The organism is Oryzisolibacter propanilivorax, assembly GCF_900103645.1.
Classification (GTDB): Bacteria; Pseudomonadota; Gammaproteobacteria; order Burkholderiales; family Burkholderiaceae_C; genus Melaminivora; species Melaminivora propanilivorax.
Map to the genome: position 1 here is coordinate 222461 of NZ_FNHP01000004.1, position 19474 is coordinate 241934.

Sequence of the window (19474 nt, forward strand, 5' to 3'; positions counted from 1 at the left end):
ATGCCTGCATCTCTCGCCACGCTGCAGCGCGCCCTGGTGTACCTGGACCGGGACTTCATCGCGGACCAATACGAAGTCGCTTCCGGTGAGCCGGCGGCGGCCACTCTGGTGCGGACGCGCAGCCCGCAGCCGGGCGGCGGCCTGCTGCCGTTCTCCGCCGAGGTCGGCGCGCAGGAGGCGCGCAGCCACCCCCTGTCCACCCTGCAGATGCTGGGCCGCACCTGGCCGCACCTGGCCGGGCAGCCGGCCCTCAACCCGCGGGAGTACGCAGAACGCTCGCTCACCGAATACGGCTGGGTGCAGGCTACGCTCACCACGTTCCAGGTCCGGCTGAGGAGTTCGCGCGATGGGCAGGACACGGCAGCCACGGCCCAGTCCAGCCACTTCCAGCTGCACGGCGAGAGCCTGGGCCGGCACGTCAACCTGGTCACCACGCCCGACGCCTTCGCCCCCGGCTTCCAGGCGCTGCTGCCGCTGCAGATGACGCTGCTGAACAAGTTCGCCCTGCCGGTCTGCGCCTACCTGCGCCTGCTGCCCGCCAAGGACCATGCGGAGAACTGGATCGCCGTGCCGCTGGTGGTGCTGGAGGCGCAGCCCGCCCTGGTGCGGGACATGGCCGCCCTGGCCTGACGAGCGCGCCCGCATGGCCACCACCGCCCGCTACGCCGTCGGCATCGACCTGGGCACCAGCCACACCGCACTGGCCTATGCAGAGCTGACCGGCAGCGCGCAGGACATCCGCCTGCTGCCCCTGCCCCAGCGCGTCTCGCCGGCCGAGGTGCAGGCCGATGCGCTGCTGCCCTCGGCGCGCTACCAGGGGGCGCCGGGCGAGCTGGGCGACGCCTGGCGCACGCCCTGGCCGCCTCGCGGCGCCAGCGACGCGGCGCCGGCAGTGATCGGCCGCTGGGCGCGCGAACTGGGCGCGGCCACGCCGCAGCGGCTGGTGGCGAGCGCCAAGAGCTGGCTGTCGCACCCCGGCGTGGACCGCACCGCGCCCATCCTGCCCTGGGGCGCGGGCGAGGACGTGGCGAAGATCTCGCCGCTGGAGGCCTCGGCCGGCACGCTGGCGCACGTGCGCGCGGCGTGGGACGCGGCACACCCCGACGCGCCGCTGGCAGATCAGGTCGTCGCCCTCACCGTGCCGGCGTCGTTCGACGAGGGCGCGCGCGCGCTGACCCTGCAGGCGGCCGGGCTGGCCGGCTTGCCGGCGTCGCTGCAGCTGCTGGAGGAGCCCAAGGCCGCCTTCCATGACTGGCTGGTGCTGCAGGGCGAGCAGCTGGCCGATCGCCTGGCAGGCAGCCGCCTGGTGCTGGTGGTGGACGTGGGCGGCGGCACCACCGACCTGACGCTGGTGCGTATCGAGCCGTCCCAGGACGGCGGCCTGCCAGTGCTGACCCGCACCGCCGTCGGCGAGCACCTGATGCTGGGCGGCGACAACATGGACCTGGCGCTTGCCCACCGGCTGGAGCCGCACTTCGCCGGCGGCGAAGGCCAGCGCCTGGCGCCCGCGCGCTTTGCCGAACTGGTGCAGCGCTGCCGCGCCGCCAAGGAGCGGCTGCTGGCCAATAATGCCCCCGCTGCGCTGCCGATCACGCTGCTGGGCACCGGCTCGAAGCTGCTGGCGCAAACGCGCTCGGTGCAGCTGGCGCAAGGCGACGTGCGCCAGTGGGTGGTCGAGGGCTTTTTGCCGCCCGCCGCGCTGCACGATGTGCCCACGCGCCGCCAGGGGGCGCTGCGCGGGCTGGGGCTGCCGTATCCGCAGGACGCGGCGATCTCGCGCCATCTGGTGCAGTTTCTGGCGTTGCACGCTGCGCAGGAAGGCGGCGGCGCCGATGCCGATGCCGTAGGCAGGCCGGCAGGCGGGGCCGCGAATGGGGCGGTGAACGGAGCAGCGGATGGCAGCGCGAATGCTGCAACCGATCGGCGTACGGACGCAGGCGCCGGCGCCACGCTCAACCGCCTGCACGGCGCGCTGCCCGACACCCTGCTGCTGAACGGCGGCGTGTTCCACGCGCATGCCCTGGCCGAGCGGCTGGCGCAGCTGCTGACCGGCTGGCGCGGCGCGCCCGTGCAGGTGCTGCACAACCCACATCCAGACTGGGCGGTGGCACGCGGCGCGGCGGCGCATGCGCTCACGCAATACCAGTCAAATCGGCCCGATGTCCTCGCGGAACAAGGGTCTAATGCTATCAAACAGATAGTGCCGCGCATCGGCGGCGGCTCGGCGCGCAGCTACTGGCTGGTGCTGCCGGGCAAGAGCGGTACTTCAGGCGCGCCGCAGGCTTTGTGCCTGCTGCCGCGCGGCACCGAGGAAGGCACGCGGCTGGTGCTGTCCGGGCGGCGCTTCGCGCTGCGCCTGGGCCAGCCAGTGCGCTTTGCCCTGGTGGCGCGCAGCCAGGGCCAGGCACAGGCCGGGCAGATCGTGCCCCTGGCGGGCGAAGGCTGGGTGGAGCTGCCACCGGCCTCCACCGTGCTGCCCGCTCCGCAAGGCCGCGCCAGCGCGCGCATCGAGGTGCAGCTGCAGACCACCATGACCGAGGTCGGAACGCTGGAGGTGCGTTGCGTGTCCGTGGACGACCCGGCGCAGTCCTGGCGCCTGCCGTTTACCGTGCGCGGCGTGGTCCAGGACGCTGCAGACTCATCAAAAACCATAGCTTCCGGTGCTGACGGAACCAGCGCTGGAGCCGAAAACGACCCCGATTCCGCCACCGCCCGCCTGCTCGAGGCGGAAGGCTTGCTGGAGCGCATCTTCGGCACCCAGGCGCAGGAGGTGGCGCCGCGCGACGTGCGCCAGCTGCGCCAGTCGCTGCAAAAGCTGCTGGGCCCGCGCGAGCAGTGGAGCCTGCCCCTGCTGCGCGCGCTGGCCGACGCCCTGCTGGCGCGCGCCCGCCGGCGCCGGCGCACCCCGGAGCACGAGCGCGCCTGGTTGAACCTGACCGGCTGGTGCCTGCGCCCCGGCGTCGGTGCCGAGCTGGACGGCTGGCGCGTCGGCCAGCTGTGGCAGCTGTGGCCGCAGGGCCTGGCGCACCCACAAGACCCCGCCAACTGGACCGAATGGTGGGTGCTGTGGCGCCGCGTCGCCGCCGGGCTTCATGAAGCGCAGCAGATGGAGGTGCTGGAACAGGTCGCCGGCTGCATGCAGAGAACGGTGGAGCGCAGCGCCCGCGCGCGCTGGGGCAGCTACGACGACATGCTCCGCCTGTTCGCCGCCATGGAAGCCGTGCCGTGGGAATACCGGCGCGAGATGGGCCAGTGGATGCTGCAGCGCCTGAAGCGCCCGGACGAGCCGCAGCACACCTGGTGGGCCATCGGCCGCCTGGCCGCGCGCACGGCGCTGGCGGCCAACGCCCACCGCGTCATGCCGCCGGCGGCGGCGCAGGAGTTTCTGGACGCCACGCTGGCGCAGGACTGGCGCAAGAACGAGCACGCCATGTTCGCCGCCGTGCAGATCGCGCGCCGCACGGGCGAGCGCACGCTGGATGTGCCCGACGCCATGCGCACGCAGGTGCTAAACAGGCTGCAGGCCAGCGGCGCGCCCGCGCGCTGGCAGGAGCAGGTGCGCGAAGTGGTGCAGCTGGAGGCCGAGGACCGGCAGCGCAGCCTGGGCGACAGCCTGCCGCCGGGGCTGGTGCTGCTGTGAGTACCGCTGCCCACCGGCCTTGAACGCATCGATGGCCGCCTTCACCAGGCGCGAGGCCACCTGGCCTCGCGTGCACGGGAGACGCTCGCCTGCCGTCCCTCAGCCGGCGGCGACCACCGACACGCCGTGCGCGCCCAGCCGCAGCCCGGCCTGCGCGCCCACCGGCAGCGCGTGCGCCGGGTCGGCCGAGACCACGAAGATGGCGCCCAGCGCGGTGTCGAAGGTGTATTCGTAGCCACTGCCCAGGTAGGTGCGCTTGGCCACCATGGCCGCCAGGCCCTGGCCGGGCGGGCCGATCTGCCAGGCTTCGGGCCGCACGGCCACCTGAACGCTGCCCTCCGCCACCGGCTGGCGTGGTGTGATGGCCAGCGGGCCCAGCGCTACTTGGCCCTGCGCGTCCGCCGTCGCCGCGAACAGCATTGCCTCGCCCATGAAGCCGGCGACGAAGGCGCTGCACGGCGCCTCGTACAGCTGCTGCGGCGTGCCGCTTTGCGCGATGTGGCCCACGTCCATGACGATGATCTGGTCGCTCACCGCCAGCGCCTCGCCCTGGTCGTGCGTCACGTAGGCCACGGTGAGCGCCAGGCGCTGCTGCAGCGCGCGGATCTCCTCGCGCATCTCGCGGCGCAGGCGTGCGTCCAGGTTGGACAGCGGCTCGTCGAACAGCAGCACCGCCGGCTCCAGCACCAGCGCGCGCGCCAGCGCCACGCGCTGCTGCTGCCCGCCCGACAGCTCGCTGGGCAGACGCGCGTCAAAACCCTGCAGGCCCACGCCGTGCAGCGCCTGGCGGGCACGCTCCACGCCCGCCGCGCGCGGCACGCCCGACATGCGCAGGCCGTAGCGCACGTTCTCCAGCACCGTCAGGTGCGGAAACAGCGCGTAGCTCTGGAACATCATGCTGACGTTGCGCTGCGCTGGGCCGAGGGTGGTCACGTCCTGCCCGTCGATCCAGATGCGCCCGGCGCTGGGCGACTCCAGGCCGGCGATCAGGCGCAGCGTGGTCGTCTTGCCGCAGCCCGAGGGGCCGAGGATGGTGGTCAGCGTGCCGCGCGGCACCTCGAAGCTGATGTCCTGCACCGCCCAGGGCGCGCCGGCGCCGCTGCCGTAGCGCTTGGAGACCGACTCGAACACGATTCCCGCCATGCTGCCCTGTCCCTTCCTTCCCGCTCGCATCAGGCCGCACGCCGGCCCAGATTGCGCTCGCCCACCAGCCGCTGGATGGCCGCGGTCGCCAGCGCCATCAGCGCGATCAGCACCGTGCAGTACGCCAGCGCCACGCCGTAGTCGCCATTGCCCACGCGGCCGATGATGTAGGCGGTGGCCAGTTCGTTCTCGGCGGTGACCAGGAAGATCACCGCGCTCAAAGTGGTGATGGAGCGCACGAAGCTGTAGACCAGCGCCGTCACCAGCGCCGGGCGCAGCAGCGGCAGCACCACGTGGCGCAGCGTCTGCAGGCTGCCGGCGCGCAGCATCAGCGAGGCTTCGTCGAGCGAGCGGTCCAGCTGGCCGAACGCCGCCGTGCCGGCGCGCACGCCCACCGGCAGATTGCGGAACAGGAAGCACAGCACGATGATCAGCGCGGTGCCGGTCAGCTCGAACGGCGGCACGTTGAACGCCAGGATGTAGCTCACGCCCAGCACCGTGCCGGGGATAGCGAAGGCCAGCAGCGCCGAAAACTCGAACGCCCCCTGCCCGCGGAACTGCGTGCGCGCCAGCAGCCAGGCGATCAGCAGCCCCAGCGTGGCCGTCAGCGGCGCCGAGATCGCTGCCAGCCGCAGCGTGGTGAAGAACGAGTTCCAGGCGGTGCCGGCCCAGACGATGCCGAACGCGCCCCACTGCACGTCGAAGGCCGAACGGAAGTGCGCCAGCGTGGGCGTCCAGTCGCGCCCCCAGGTCTGCACGAAGCCGCCGGCGAACGCCAGCAGGTAGATCACCAGCGTGAACGCCATCCAGGGCAGCGCCACCGCGTGCGCCACGCGCGCCAGCCCGGCCGGCAGCGCCAGGGGCACGCCCGCGTCGCCCTTGCCCGAGACGGTGGTGAAGCGCGCGCGGCCCAGCAGGCGCCGCTGCAGCGCGAAGGCCACCAGCGCGAACGCCATCAGCACCCACGCCAGCGACGCCGCGCGGCCCTGGTCGTACTGGGCGCCGACGATGGAAAAGAAGATCTCGGTGGACAGCACCGAGAACTGCCCGCCGACCACGATGGGGTTGCCGAAGTCGGCCATGCTCTCGATGAAGCCGACCAGAAAGGCGTTGGCCAGCCCGGGCAGCAGCAGCGGCAGCGTGACTGAGCGGAAGGTCTGCGCCGGGCTGGCGCGCAGGGTCTGCGCGGCTTCCTCCATGCTGGGCGCGACGCCCTGCACCACGCCGCGCATGATCAGGAAGGCGATGGGGGTGAAGGCGAAGGTCTGCGCCAGCCAGATGCCCAGCCAGCCGTAGAACCAGCGCGTGGGCTCGACGCCCAGCCAGGCCTCCAGCGCAGCGTTGACCACGCCGGCGCGGCCGAACAGCAGGATCAGCCCCAGGCCGACCACGAAGGGCGGCGTGACGATGGGCGCCAGGGCCAGCAGCTGCAGCACGCGGCTGCCGCGCAGGCGCGAACGCTCGGCCAGCAGCGCCAGCAGCGTGCCCAGCAGCGTGGTGCTGGCGGCCGTCAGCAGGCCGATGAACAGGGTATTCCAGGCCACGCCGCAGCGGCGCCCGCCCGACAGGCACGACAGCCCGAAGTTGCGCTCGGAAAGCAGCCGCTCGCCCAGCGCACTCCAGGTCAGCCGATCGTCCTCGGTGAAGAAGGCCGCGCTCAGCGCCTTGGCCACGGGAAAAACGATGAACAGCGCCAGCAGCGCCGCGCAGCCCAGCACCGCGGCGGCGACGAACAGGTCGCCACGGAACAGCCCGCGCCGCGCCAAGCCAAAGGCGGTGAGCATCAGCAGGCTGCACAGCACGCCGAACGCGCCCCAGCCCAGGCCCCACTGGCGCACCGCCAGCTCGCCCCAGGCCTGGTTCATCCACCCGAACGACCAGCCGCGCGCGCCGATGCTGAAACCGCTGGCCAGCAACACCAGCAGCGCCAGCCCGGGCCCGGCCAGCAGCAGCGCGCCCTGGCGCCGCCCGGGCGCCAGCATGGCCGCCAGCGCCGCCACCAGCAGCCCGGCGGGCGCGGCCAGCAGCCACACGCGCTGCCAGCGCAGGACCTGCACCAGGCCGTTGCCCGTGCGCTCGTCGCTCCAGCCCTGTGCCAGCCGGGCGAGCCCGTTGCCGTCCTGCACCGCGAACCAGGGCAGCAGCACGAAGGCCGCCAGCCCCACCAACGCCCAGGCCCACAGCGCCTGGTTGGCACCGGCGCTGGCATGCGCGTGGGCAGCGGTCGGGCGCGCGGGCTCGGCCACCAAGGCAACGTCCGGCATGGGGCGCAGAGCTTCAGGCCGCGGCACCGATCAGCGCGCGTCCTGCACGTCCTTTTCCCACTTGGAGATCAGGCGGCGGCGCTCGGCGCTGGCGCCGTACTTCGCATAGTCGTAATTGATCAGCTTGATCTTGGCCGGATCGACCACGCGCGGGTCCTTTGGCACATGCTTGTTGCTGGGCAGCTGGAACTGCTTGGCCGCCAGGCCGAACTGCTGGCCGCCCGGGGTCAGCGCCCACTCGTAGAACTTCTTGGCGTTGTCGGTGTTGGGGCCGAACTTGACGATGCTCATCGAGCCGATCTCGGCGCCCGTGCCCTCGGACGGGGTGCTGGAGCCGACCGGGAAGCCCTGCACGGCCTCGGTCGTCACGTCGTGCACGAAGCTGATGGAGACCATGGTCTCGCCGCGTGCCACCGCCTTCACCGGCGCCGTTCCCGAGCGGGTGTAGGTGCTGATGTTCTTGTTCAGCGCGCGCAGGTAATCGAACGCCTTGTCCTCGCCCATGATCTGCACCAGCGTGGCGATCACCGTGTAGGCGGTGCCACTGGAGGCCGGGTTGGCCATCTGGATCTCGCCCTTGAATTCGGGCTTGAGCAGGTCGGCCCACGAAGTGGGCGCGGATGCCTTCTTCTTGGCCAGCAGCTCGTTGTTGAAGCCGAAGCCGAGCGGGCCCAGGTACACGCCCACGGTGCGGAACTTCGCGTCCTCGGCCTGGCGCACTGCCCAGGGGTACAGATCCTTGAGCAGGGGCGACTTGTATTCCAGCGTCAGCCCCATCTCGGCGGCCTGCAGGTGCGTGTCACCGGTGCCGCCGAACCACAGGTCGGTCTTGGGATTGGCCTTCTCGGCATTCAGCTGGGCCAGGGCCTCGCCCGAACCTTTTTGCGTGATGTTCACCTTCACACCGGTGGTCTTGCTGTAGACGGTGGCCATGGTGTTGCACCATTCGGCCTGCACCGAGCAGATCACGTTCACCTGTCCCTGCGCCTGCGCGCCGCATGTGGCGCCTGCCAGGGCCGCTGCTACCAACCATCGCTGCATATGGCTCTCCTCTCCTTGAAAAATTCTTGTGTCCGGACCGGGCAGCCATCGTAGCGGACGCGCGCACTGTCGCGCGCCGGCCCGCTTCAGCGCGCCAGCGCCTTCAGCGCCAGCTTGATCCCCTCGCTCACCCCCACCTCCGCCGGCAACGCCTTCAGCGCCGCCGCCGCTTCCTTGTCGTTGTAGCCCAGGGCCAGCAGCGCCTGCAGGATGTCGGCCTGCGCGTCGCTGGTCACGTGTGCGCGCGCGCCGCCCATGTCGGCGCCCAGCTTGCCCTTCAACTCCAGCAGCAGCCGCTCGGCGGTCTTCTTGCCGATGCCGGGCACCTTGACCAGGCGCCCGCCCTCCTGCAGCGTCACCGCCTGCGCCAGCTCCTGCACGCCCATGCCGGACAGGATGGACAGCGCCGTGCGCGGGCCCACGCCGGCGACCTTGATCAGTTCGCGGAACGTCTGGCGCTCGGGCGCGCTGCCGAAGCCGTAGAGCAGCTGCGCGTCCTCGCGCACGATGAAGTGGGTGAGCAGCGAAACCTGCTCGCCTACGCCCGGCAGGTTGTAGAAGGTGCTCATCGGCACCTGCACTTCGTAGCCCACGCCGTGGCAGTCCAGCAGCACCTCGGGGGGATTCTTCTCCAGCAGCGTGCCGGTGAGTTTGCCTATCATGGATGTCCTTCATCGGGCGCGCCGTGCCCTGCACGCGCCGCCCTGTGTTCCTGTCTGACCCTAGCCTGCAGAAATTATCAGCGTGATCCTGCGCCACACCTTTCTTCCGCACAACAACGTGCGCCTGTCCCACCTGTGCGGCCCGGCCGACGCGCACCTGCGCACCATCGAGGCGGCGCTGCAGGTCCAGATCGCCCACCGGCACGAGCAGTTCAAGGTCGAGGGCCCCAAGGCCGCGGCCACGCAGGCCATGGAGCTGCTGCAGGCGCTGTACGAGATGGCCGAGCGCCCGTTGCGGGACGACCAGATCCAGCTGATGCTGGCTGGCGACCCCGACCTGCAGGAAGGCGGCGCCGACGCACCAGCGCCGCTGCACACGCGCCGGGCCGACCTGCGCGCGCGCACCAGCGGCCAGGCGCAGTACCTGTCCCACATCGCCACGCACGACATCACCTTCGGCATCGGCCCGGCCGGCACCGGCAAGACCTACCTGGCCGTGGCCTGCGCCGTGGATGCGCTGGAGAGGAGCAGTGTGCAGCGCATCGTCCTGACCCGCCCGGCGGTGGAAGCCGGCGAGCGCCTGGGGTTCCTGCCCGGCGACATCACGCAGAAGGTGGATCCCTACCTGCGTCCGCTGTACGACGCGCTGTACGACCTGATGGGCGTCGAGCGGGTGCTCAAGGCCTTCGAGCGCAACGCGCTGGAGATCGCGCCGCTGGCCTTCATGCGCGGCAGGACGCTGAACAACGCCTTCGTCATCCTGGACGAGGCGCAGAACACCACGCCCGAGCAGATGAAGATGTTCCTCACGCGCATCGGTTTCGGCTCGCGCGCGGTGGTCACCGGCGACGTGAGCCAGATCGACCTGCCCAAGGGCAGCTTGAGCGGCCTGATCGACGTCGAGCGGGTCTTGAAGCGCGTGCAGGGCATCGCCTTCTCGCGCTTCACCAGCGCCGACGTGGTGCGCCACCCGCTGGTGGCGCGCATCGTCGACGCCTACGACGCGCAGGGCAGCGGGCGGCGCGCCGGCAGCACCGGCTGATTGCTTTCAAAAACATAGCTGGAGGCCCTTGAAAACAAAGGGCTGCAGGCACAAAACACCTGAAACGATGGCGCTGAACCAACTTTCCCTGTCGCTGCAGTTCGCGCGCGGCGATGCCGACTCGGCCGCGCACCGTGCGCTGCTGGCGCGCCACCGCGTAGCGCGCTGGATCCGCCATGCGCTCAGCCTGGACGCGGAAATCACCGTGCGCATCGTCGGCGAGCAGGAAGGCCGGCGCCTGAACCGCGAGTTCCGCCACAAGGACTACGCCACCAACGTGCTCACGTTCGACTACCAGCAGGCGCCCACGGTGCTGGCCGACCTGGTGCTGTGCGCCCCGGTGGTCGAGCGCGAGGCGCGCGAGCAGGGCAAGACGCTCGAGGAGCACTACGCCCACCTGCTGGTGCACGGCACGCTGCATGCCCAGGGCTGGGACCACGAAACCAGCGAGCAGGATGCGCAGGAGATGGAGGACTACGAGAGCGCCATCCTGCGGGAGCTCGGCTTCGCCGACCCCTACGCCGGCTAGGAGCCTGGGCAGGCGCGCCGCCAGCGCGTGAAAGCTCTGCAACCCCGGGCACGACCAATGGCGCCGCCGGGCTTGCCTAAGATCAAGACCCTTCCCTGTTTTTCGCCCCTGTGACCGCCCGATGTTCGACCTTGCCCTGCTCCTTGCCGCCGCCTTCGTGGCCGGCGCCCTCAATTCGGTGGCCGGCGGCGGCAGCTTTCTGACGCTGCCGGCGCTGGTCGTCACCGGCGTGCCGCCGGTGATCGCCAACGCCACCGGCACCGTGGCGCTGCTTCCCGGCTACATGGCCGGCGCCTGGGGCTTTCGCGAGGACATGCAGGCGCCCCCCGGCTTGTCGATGCGCTCCACCGTGGCGCTGTCGCTGATCGGCGGCTCGGCCGGCGCGGCGCTGCTGCTGGTGACCTCGGACGAGGTGTTCAACCAGGTCGTGCCGTGGCTGCTGCTGGCGGCCACTGCCATGTTCGCCTTCGGCCCGCAGCTGCGCCAGTGGGCCGCTGGCTCGGGCGCCGCGCACGCCGGCGCGTCGCCGCTCAAGGCCGGGCTGGGCATGCTGGTGGTGGCGATCTACGGCGGCTACTTCAACGGCGGCTTGGGCATCCTGCTGCTGGCGCTGTTCGGCCTGCTGGGGCAGACGCAGCTGAACGCCATGAACGGCATGAAAAACCTGGTCTCGGCGCTGCTCACCGCCATCGCCGTGGTCATCTACGCCGCCGGCGGCAAGGTCTTCTGGTACCAGGCGCTGGTGATGATGGTCGCCGCCACCGCCGGCGGCTACGGCGGCGCACGCCTGGCGCGCAAGCTGCCCCCGGCCGTGCTGCGCTGGGGCATCGTCGCCACCGGGCTGGTGATGACGGCGCTGTTCTTCTGGAAGCAGTGACCCGCCTTTGAGGTATTTTGCGGCTCCAGCCCTTGTTCCACAAGGGCCTGCAGCTATGCTTTCCGAAGCAAATCGCCTTCCGGCGCGATGCGCAGCGGGATGGTCACCGGCCCGTCGTTCACCAGATGGACTTGCATGTCGACGCCGAACTCGCCGGTCTCCACCTGCGGGTGCGCCGCGCGCGCCAGCGCCACGAAATGCGCGTACAGCCGCTCGCCCTCGGCCGGCGCGGCGGCCTGGCTGAAGCCCGGCCGGTTGCCGCTGCGCGTGTCGGCGGCCAGGGTGAACTGGCTCACCACCAGCAGCCCGCCGCCCACGTCCTGCAGGCTGCGGTTCATCTTGCCGGCGTCGTCGGCGAACACGCGCAGCTTCAGCACCTTGGCCAGCAGGCGCTCGGCTTGCGCCTCGGTGTCGCCCTGCTCGGCGCACAGCAGCACCAGCAGGCCGGCGTCGATGCGGCCGACCACCTGGCCATCAATCTCCACATGCGCCTGGCGCACGCGCTGCAGCACGCTGATCATGGAAGGTCCTCCCGGGGCGCCGCCCCGTGTGCGGTGGCGGGTTCGCTGCCGCGCCCGGGCGCGGGCTCGCGGCGCGCCTGCAGCACTTCGAAGACCGTGGCGTGGCCGCGCGGCAGCAGCTCGATGGTGGCGCGCAGGCCCGGCACGGCGTGCAGGAGTGCCTGCTCGACGGCGCGGCGCTCGCGCGCGGCGCGCGAGAGCGTCCAGTCGTGCGGCAGGTGCATGTGCAGCTCCAGGTGGCTGCGCGCGCCGGCGCGGCGCGAGACCAGGCCGTCGAAGTGCACCGCGCCGGCGCTGGCCTGCGCATGCGCGTCCAGCACCGCCTGCACGCGTGCCAGCTGCGCGGGCGCCATGGCCTCGTCCATCAGGCCCTGCGAGGCGCTCCACAGCAGCCGCGCGCCCTCGCGCAGGATGTTCAGCGCCACGCCGATGGCCACCAGCGGGTCCAGCCACAGCCAGCCGGTGGCGCGCACCGCCAGCAGCCCGGCGACCACCCCCAGCGTCGTCCAGACGTCGGTCATCAGGTGGCGCGCATCGCCCTCCAGCGCCGCCGAGCGGTGCACGCGCGCCGCGCGCAGCATGCCGCGCGCCAGCGCGGCGTTGAGCGCCGTGCTCAGCAGCGCCAGGCCCACGCCCCAGTCCAGCGCCTGCACCGGCTGCGGCTGCAGCAGGCGCAGCGCCGCCGCCACCAGGATGGCCACGGCCGCGCCCAGGATCAGGATGCCCTCGAAGCCCGACGAGAAATATTCCGCCTTGTGGTGGCCGTAGGGGTGGCAGTCGTCGGCCGGGCGGCGCGCCACCGTGACCATGGCCAGGGCGAACACGGCGCCGGCCAAGTTGACGAAGGACTCCAGCGCATCTGACAGCAGTCCCACCGAGCCGCTGACCCACCAGGCCAGGGTCTTGAGCGCGATGGTCAGCAGCGCCACCGCCACCGACGCGCGCAGCAGGTGCAGCGGCGTCATCCAGCGGGCCAGACGGGCGGCAGGGGCAGTATCGCGCATGCCGGCGATTATCCGGCCGGGCGCGGCAGCGCTGGTTTGCCAGACTCGCCAGGGCCGCGTTTCCGGGCTATAAGTTTTGCCCAGCCATGTCCCTCACGCCCACCCTTGACCATCCTGCCAACGCCCCGCCCGGCCTGGCGCCCCTGCCCGCATCGCCGCCAGGCACTGCGCTGCTGGCGCATTTCGACGCGGACACGCTGTGCTGCAGCTTCGCCAGCGCCGCTTTCGCCCACTGGGCCGGGCTGGAGGGTGCCGCTGCCGCGGCGGGCCGCACGCTAGCGCAGCTGGCGGGCACCACGCTGTGGGCACAGCTGGCGCCGGCGCTGCACCAGGCGCTGGCCGGCCACGAGGCGCAGCTGCGCCACGAGGACACCGGCGCGGACGGGCAGCCGCGGGTGCTGGACATCCACCTGCTGCCGCAGCCAGGGGCGGGCTTTTTCATGTTGCTGCACGACGCGGCCCTGCGCCTGCAGGCCGAGCGCGCCGCGCAGGCCAGCGAAGAGCGACTGCAGCGCTTTTCCGCCGCATCCGGCGAAGGCATTTCGTTCCACCACGACGGCATCATCAGCGACTGCAACGACGCGCTGCTGCGCCTGACCGGCTACACGCGCGAGGAAGTGCTGGGCCGGCACATGCTGGACTTCGTGCACCCGCACGACCAGCAGTCGGTGCGCGACTACATGGCGCAGGGACGCGAGGACCCGTACGAGGTCGGCATCGTCTGCAAGGACGCGCAGGTGCTGGCGCTGGAGGTGGTGGGCAAGACGCTGCCGCGCGCCGCCGGCGGCTCACGCGTGGTGGTTGTGCGAGACACCTCGGCGCGCAAGCAGGCGCAGCAGCGCGCCGAGTTCCTGACGCTGCACGACGCGCTGACCCAGCTGCCCAACCGCCGCCACCTGATGCAGCAGCTGGGCCAGCTGCTGGCGGCCCCGCAGCGCCCGCCGCTGGCGCTGCTGTTCTTCGACCTGGACCACTTCCGCACCGTCAACGACTCGCTCGGGCACGAGGCCGGCGACCAGCTGCTGTGCGAGGTGGCGCGGCGGCTGCAGGACGGCGCGGCGCCGGGCGAGGGCTTCGTGGCGCGTGTCGGCGGCGACCAGTTCGTGGCGCTACTGCCGGTGCCGCGCGGGCGCGCCCAGGCCGCGCACGAGGCCCAGGCACTGCTGGCACGACTGCGCGCGCCGCTGTCCATCGGCGGCACGCCGCTGCCGGTCTCGCCGTCGCTGGGCATCAGTCTGTCCCCGCAGGACGGCGACAGTGCCGACGAGCTGCTGCGCCGCGCCGCCATCGCCCTGCGCCGCGCCAAGGACGACCAGCGCGGCAGCTGGGCCTTCTACACCGCCGGCATGGAAGGCGCGCCCGCGGCGCTGCTGCACGACGAGCACCTGCTGCGCCAGGCGCTGGTGCAGCAGTCCTTCGTGCTGCACTACCAGCCGCAGGTGGAGGTGGCCAGCGGGCGGCTGTGCGGCTTCGAGGCGCTGGTGCGCTGGCAGCATCCCGAACGCGGGCTGGTCGGGCCGGCGGACTTCATCCCCCTGGCCGAGTCGCGCGGGCTGATCGCCGCCATCGACCACTGGGTGCTGCGCGAGGCCTGCTGCCAGGCCAGCGCCTGGCACGCCGCCGGCCTGCCGCGCGTGCCGGTGGCGGTGAACCTGTCGGCCATCGAGTTCCGCCAGCGCGACGTGGCGCAGGACATTGCCCAGGTGCTGCGCGAGTGCCGCCTGTCGCCGCGCTACCTGGAGGTGGAGATCACCGAGTCGGCGCTGATGCTGGACGCCGGCCAGGCGCGCGCCACGCTCAGCCGCCTGCAGGCGCTGGGGGTGTCAGTGGCGATCGACGACTTCGGCACCGGCTACTCGTCGCTGGCCTATCTCAAGCGCTACCCGCTGGACAAGATCAAGGTGGATCGCTCCTTCGTCATGGACACGCCGGGCGACAGCGACGACGTGGCCATCGTCACCGCCGTGGTGCAGCTGGCGCGCAGCCTGCAGCTGCGCTCGGTGGCCGAAGGCGTGGAGACCGAGGCCCAGCTGCAGCTGCTGCGCCGCCTGGGCTGCGACCTGGCACAGGGCTATGGCATCTCGCGCCCGCTGACGGCAGCGCAGGCCGAAGCCTGGATGCGCGAGCGCAGCCGCTGAGCACGCCCGCCGCGCGTGGAAAATACGCGCCATGGCCCAGCTCCCCGACCTCCCCTCCCCCACCCTGCACAGCGACCCGGCCGAGGCCCTGGCGCAGGTGCAGCACCTGTACCAGCAGCAGATCGAGCACCTGCGCGGCGCCATGCAGCGCTTCGTCGCCGGAGAGACGCCGGCCAGCCCGGTGCGCGCCTTCTATCCCTATGTGCGCCTGCAGACCGCCACCGTGGCGCGCGCACCCACGCAGCTGGCCTACGGCTTCGTGGAGGGGCCGGGCCGCTACGAAACCACGCTGACCCGCCCCGACCTGTTCGCGCGCTACTACCTGGAGCAGCTGCGCCTGCTGCGCGCCAGCCACGGCGTGGAGTTGGAAGTCGGCCTGTCCGAGCAGCCGATTCCCATCCACTTCTCGTTCGCCGAGCACGACCACATCGAAGGCAGCTTGAGCGCCGAGCGGCGCCTGCTGATGCGCGACGTGTTCGACCTGCCCGACCTCTCGGCCATGGACGACGGCATCGCCAACGGCAGCCATGTGGTGCGCCCGGGCGAGGCCATGCCGCTGTCGCTGTTCACCGCGCCGCGCGTGGACTACTCGCTGCACCGCCTGCGCCACTACACCGGCACCCAGCCCGAGTGGTTCCAGAACTTCGTGCTGTTCACCAACTACCAGTTCTACATCGACGAGTTCGTGCGCCTGGGGCGCGCCGAGATGGAGAACCCGGACAGCGAGTACATCGCCTTCATCGAGCCGGGCAACGTCGTCACGCGCCGCGCCGGCCTCGCCCCGGAGGCGGTGGACGAGCTCGGCAGCCCGCCGCCGCGCCTGCCGCAGATGCCGGCCTACCACCTGGTGCGTGCCGACCAGAGCGGCATCAGCATGGTCAACATCGGCGTCGGCCCGGCCAACGCCAAGACCATCACCGACCACATCGCCGTGCTGCGCCCGCACGCCTGGATGATGCTGGGCCACTGCGCGGGCCTGAGGAACAGCCAGCAGCTGGGCGACTACGTGCTGGCGCACGCCTACGTGCGCGAGGACCATGTGCTGGACGAGGAGCTGCCGCTGTGGGTGCCCATTCCCGCGCTGGCCGAGATCCAGGTGGCGCTGCAGCAGGCGGTGGCCGAGGTCACGCAGATGCCCGGCGACCAGCTCAAGCGCATCATGCGCACCGGCACCGTGGCCAGCACCGACAACCGCAATTGGGAGCTGCTGCCCGACAACCTGCCGCAGCGGCGCTTCAGCCAGAGCCGTGCGGTGGCGCTGGACATGGAAAGCGCCACCATCGCCGCCAACGGTTTCCGCTTCCGCGTGCCCTACGGCACGCTGCTGTGCGTGTCCGACAAGCCGCTGCACGGCGAAATCAAGCTGCCCGGCATGGCCAACCACTTCTACCGCGAGCGCGTCGACCAGCATCTGCGCATCGGCATGCGCGCCATCGACATCCTGCGCGCCGGCGGCACGCACCGACTGCACAGCCGCAAGCTGCGCAGCTTCGCCGAAGTAGCGTTCCAGTAAGCAGGCCGTTGCGGCCGGCGCCCGGGCGGGCCTGGCGCCGGACCTGCGCCCCCGGCTCACGGTCACGACCGGGCACCCTGGGCGGGCGCACGGCCCCTGCTGCTGGGCCTTGGCGTGGCCTGCATGGCGGGCTCCCCGGGGGCGCTGGGTCCGGCTTCCCCGGCGGCCGGCCACGCCCTGTCGCGCGGGCGGCTGTCCCGTGGCGCGCGGCCCGCCGCTGCCGGGCGCGGCGCGATACGAAGCCGATACGATCGCGCACCGCTTTTTGCTTTTTGCTTTTCCCTTCAAAGGACTTTCACATGACGATTTCGACCGTGGGCATCATCGGCGCCGGCACCATGGGCAACGGCATCGCGCAGGCCTGCGCCGTGGCCGGGCTGGACGTGGTGATGGTGGACATCTCCGACGCCGCCGTGCACAAGGGCCAGGCGGCAGTGGCCGCCAGCCTGGACCGGCTGATCAAGCGCGACAAGCTCACCGCCGAGGCGCGCGATGCGGCGCTGGCGCGCATCCAGGGCTCGTCGCGCTACGAGGACCTGCAGCGCGCGCAGATCGTGATCGAGGCCGCGACCGAGAATTGCGAGCTGAAGCTGAAGATCCTGCAGCAGCTGGACAAGCTGCTGGCGCCCGAGGTGCTGATCGCCTCCAACACCTCATCGATCTCGATCACCAAGCTGGCCGCCGCCACCAGCCGCGCCGACAAGTTCATCGGCATGCACTTCTTCAACCCGGTGCCGATGATGGCGCTGGTCGAGCTGATCCGCGGCCTGCAGACCTCGGACGCAACGCACGACGCCGTCAAGGACCTCGCTGAGCGCCTGGGCAAGACGCCCATCACCGTGAAGAACGCGCCCGGCTTCGTCGTCAACCGCATCCTGGTGCCGATGATCAACGAGGCCTTCTTCGTGCTGGCCGAGGGCCTGGCCACGCCCGAGGACATCGACGCCGGCATGAAGCTCGGCTGCAACCAGCCCATCGGCCCGCTGGCCCTGGCCGACATGATCGGGCTGGACGTGTGCCTGGCGGTGATGGAGGTGTACCTGGCCGAGTTCGGCGACAGCAAATACCGCCCTTGCCCGCTGCTCAAGGAGTACGTCGCCGCCGGCCGCCTGGGCCGCAAGACGGGACATGGCGTGTACGCCTACTGACCGCCCAACGCTCCTTTATCCATAGCTGCAGTTCCTTGTGAATCAAGGGCTGAAGCCGGAAAACACCATGAAAATGGCCCTGCTGTCCGACCTGCACGCCAACCTGCCCGCGCTCGACGCCTGCCTGGCGCACGCGCGGGGGCAAGGTGCGCGGCAGTTCGCGCTGCTGGGCGACCTGGTGGGCTACGGCGCCGAGCCGGGGCCGGTACTGCAGCTCTGCATGCGCCTGGTGGCCGAGGAAGGCGCCCTGGCGGTGCAGGGCAACCACGACGCCGCCGCGCTGGCGCCGCCCGTCGGCGCGGCGCAGAACCTGGGCGAGCAAAGCGCCCAGTGGACCGCGCCGCGCCTGGACGAGTCGCAGCGCGCCTTCCTGGCCGGCCTGCCCCTGACGGCGCGTGCCGGCCCCGACGTGCTGCTGGTGCACGCCAGCGCCGACGGCCCCGAACGCTGGCACTACGTCACCGACGGCAACGCCGCCGAGCGCAGCATGGCCGCGGCCACGCGGCTCGATCCGGCCATCCGCTACGTCTTCAGCGGCCATGTGCACGAGCAGGCGCTGTACTTCCTCACCCCCACCGCCAAGCTGATGCGCTTCGCGCCCCAGCCCGGGGTGCCGGTACCGGTGCCGCCTCACCGCCAGTGGCTGGCCCTCGTCGGCTCCTGCGGCCAGCCGCGCGACGGCGACACGCGCGCCATGTACGCGCTGTTCGACGCCGGTGCCGCCACCCTGACCTTCCACCGCGTGGCCTACGACCATCTGGCGGCAGCGGCGGCGGTGCGCGCCAGCGGCCTGCCGGAATTTTTTGCCGAGCGGCTGGAGAAGGGGCGCTGAGCCTGGGACGGCAGGCCGACAGCCACGCCGCCGCGAGCGCCATCATCCTGTCCGGCTACGCCGCTGCATGCGGCGGCTCAGGCCGGCGTGGCCGGCCGGGGCGGCAACAGAAAGACCCAGGTCGCCAGCACGAAGGTGAGCGTCAGCGGCGGCAGGTCGACCACCTGCAGCAGGCCGGGCAGCACCGCCTGCAGCGCCAGCGCCAACAGCACCGCGCCCAGCGCCAGCGCCAGCGAGCGCCGGCCGGGCGCGCGGAAGACGCAGCCCACTGCTGGCGCCACCAGCGCCGCCGAGTAGCCCCACAGCCCGTGCGCGACGGCGACACCCGGCGCGCCGGCGGCCAGCGCGCAGGCCGTGCCGATGGCGGCGCCGGCCAGCGTCAGCAGCGCACAGGCGCGCGAATGCAGCGCCAGGCCGAGCAGCACCAGCGCACCGCTGACGGGGTTGTCGATGAAAAATATCTGCGCCACGCCGGCCAGCGTGGCGGGCAGCAGCTGCGCCGCGCTCCAGGCCACCCGCACCTCGGGCAGGGGCCGGGCCGGCGCGGGCTCCAGCCCCAGCACGTGCCGCGCCGCCAGCAGCGCCAGCCAGGTGCAGACGATGAACGGCATGGTCAGCCCCGGCAGGCGCCAGCGCGCCAGCGCCCGGCCCAGCAGCAGCGCCACCGGCGTGGACAGCGCCGCCGCCAGTACCAGCAGCGCCCACATCTCCGGCGCCGGCACCGGTGCCAGGAAGGTTGCCACGCCCGCGCCCACCAGCAGGCCGTTGAAGCCGTACAGCCCGGTGCGCAGCGCCTCGGGCGGCACGCGCAGCATGCGCGCCGTGACCGTCGAAGCGGCAGTACCCAGCACTGCGCCCAGCGCCACCTCCCAGCCGCTGCCGCCGGTCCAGGCGGCCCAGCAGAAGGCCGCCAGGTGCAGCAGGCCGGTCCAGGGGTTGTCCAGGAAGATGACCTGACCGGCGCCGCGCAGCAGCATCGACAGGACAGAGGCCAGCGGCCCTGCGCCCGGGTGCGCGATGCCCATGCGCGCGGTGCTCACAGGCGCCTCCTGCGCTCTGCGGGCGGCAGGCGATGACTCCCGTTTTGATAGCTGCAAGCCATTAATCTACATGGGCTGCA

The 19474-nt window shown here is 71.8% G+C and carries 16 protein-coding genes; 9 read left to right on the forward strand and 7 right to left on the reverse strand.

Annotated features, from left to right (window positions below):
• Together BLQ61_RS08655 and BLQ61_RS08660 are read left to right on the forward strand one after the other, a co-directional pair.
• A complete protein-coding gene (locus tag BLQ61_RS08655) occupies nt 1–630 on the forward strand; it encodes a hypothetical protein (RefSeq protein ID WP_091568927.1) in 630 nt (209 codons plus the stop codon).
• A 13-nt stretch (nt 631–643) separates the two neighbouring features.
• The gene (locus BLQ61_RS08660) at nt 644–3640 is read left to right on the forward strand and encodes an Hsp70 family protein (RefSeq protein WP_091568928.1); all 2997 of its coding nucleotides are present in this window, start codon (nt 644–646) and stop codon (nt 3638–3640) included.
• 99 nt (nt 3641–3739) lie between these two features.
• Here BLQ61_RS08660 and BLQ61_RS08665 read toward each other — a convergent pair whose 3' ends face one another.
• The 4 genes from BLQ61_RS08665 to ruvA form a co-directional block, all read right to left on the reverse strand.
• Nucleotides 3740–4783 (reverse strand): ABC transporter ATP-binding protein, encoded by a 1044-nt coding sequence (locus BLQ61_RS08665; RefSeq protein ID WP_091568930.1) that lies wholly within the window; start codon nt 4781–4783, stop codon nt 3740–3742.
• A 29-nt stretch (nt 4784–4812) separates the two neighbouring features.
• On the reverse strand, nt 4813–7047 hold the full coding sequence (locus BLQ61_RS08670; protein WP_091568932.1) for an ABC transporter permease: 2235 nt from the start codon (nt 7045–7047) through the stop codon (nt 4813–4815).
• Between the two features lie 30 nt (nt 7048–7077).
• On the reverse strand, nt 7078–8088 hold the full coding sequence (locus BLQ61_RS08675; RefSeq protein ID WP_091568933.1) for an ABC transporter substrate-binding protein: 1011 nt from the start codon (nt 8086–8088) through the stop codon (nt 7078–7080).
• 86 nt (nt 8089–8174) lie between these two features.
• Nucleotides 8175–8750 carry a Holliday junction branch migration protein RuvA gene (gene ruvA / locus BLQ61_RS08680; protein ID WP_091568935.1) on the reverse strand — a complete coding sequence of 192 codons (576 nt, stop codon included), beginning with the start codon at nt 8748–8750 and terminating at the stop codon, nt 8175–8177.
• An 82-nt stretch (nt 8751–8832) separates the two neighbouring features.
• On the opposite strand from ruvA, the gene BLQ61_RS08685 reads away from it, so the two are divergent.
• The 3 genes from BLQ61_RS08685 (at nt 8833) to BLQ61_RS08695 (ending at nt 11198) form a co-directional block, all read left to right on the forward strand.
• Nucleotides 8833–9792, forward strand: coding sequence for a PhoH family protein (locus BLQ61_RS08685; RefSeq protein WP_091568936.1), 960 nt, complete (start codon nt 8833–8835; stop codon nt 9790–9792).
• A gap of 67 nt (nt 9793–9859) precedes the next feature.
• A complete protein-coding gene (ybeY, locus tag BLQ61_RS08690; protein ID WP_091568938.1) occupies nt 9860–10321 on the forward strand; it encodes an rRNA maturation RNase YbeY in 462 nt (153 codons plus the stop codon).
• Between the two features lie 121 nt (nt 10322–10442).
• The gene (locus BLQ61_RS08695) at nt 10443–11198 is read left to right on the forward strand and encodes a sulfite exporter TauE/SafE family protein (protein WP_091568940.1); all 756 of its coding nucleotides are present in this window, start codon (nt 10443–10445) and stop codon (nt 11196–11198) included.
• 53 nt (nt 11199–11251) lie between these two features.
• On the opposite strand, the gene dtd is transcribed toward BLQ61_RS08695, so the two are convergent.
• Nucleotides 11252–11719, reverse strand: coding sequence for a D-aminoacyl-tRNA deacylase (gene dtd / locus BLQ61_RS08700; protein ID WP_091568941.1), 468 nt, complete (start codon nt 11717–11719; stop codon nt 11252–11254).
• Nucleotides 11716–12723 carry a cation diffusion facilitator family transporter gene (locus BLQ61_RS08705; RefSeq protein ID WP_245703927.1) on the reverse strand — a complete coding sequence of 336 codons (1008 nt, stop codon included), beginning with the start codon at nt 12721–12723 and terminating at the stop codon, nt 11716–11718. Before BLQ61_RS08705 ends, dtd begins: the two co-directional genes overlap by 4 nt.
• Nucleotides 12724–12809: 86 nt before the next feature.
• On the opposite strand from BLQ61_RS08705, the gene BLQ61_RS08710 reads away from it, so the two are divergent.
• From BLQ61_RS08710 to BLQ61_RS08725, 4 genes are all read left to right on the forward strand, one after another.
• Nucleotides 12810–14861, forward strand: a complete 2052-nt coding sequence (locus BLQ61_RS08710; protein ID WP_091568944.1) for a putative bifunctional diguanylate cyclase/phosphodiesterase — start codon at nt 12810–12812, stop codon at nt 14859–14861.
• 31 nt (nt 14862–14892) lie between these two features.
• Complete coding sequence (locus tag BLQ61_RS08715) at nt 14893–16374, forward strand: AMP nucleosidase (protein ID WP_091568946.1); 1482 nt, start codon at nt 14893–14895, stop codon at nt 16372–16374.
• Between the two features lie 299 nt (nt 16375–16673).
• Entirely contained in the window at nt 16674–17522 is an 849-nt protein-coding gene (locus tag BLQ61_RS08720; protein ID WP_091568947.1) for a 3-hydroxybutyryl-CoA dehydrogenase, read from the forward strand.
• 67 nt (nt 17523–17589) lie between these two features.
• Nucleotides 17590–18354 (forward strand): metallophosphoesterase family protein, encoded by a 765-nt coding sequence (locus tag BLQ61_RS08725; protein ID WP_091569137.1) that lies wholly within the window; start codon nt 17590–17592, stop codon nt 18352–18354.
• A 77-nt stretch (nt 18355–18431) separates the two neighbouring features.
• Here BLQ61_RS08725 and BLQ61_RS08730 read toward each other — a convergent pair whose 3' ends face one another.
• The gene (locus tag BLQ61_RS08730; protein WP_091568949.1) at nt 18432–19394 is read right to left on the reverse strand and encodes an urea transporter; all 963 of its coding nucleotides are present in this window, start codon (nt 19392–19394) and stop codon (nt 18432–18434) included.
• Between the last annotated feature and the right edge of the window lie 80 nt (nt 19395–19474).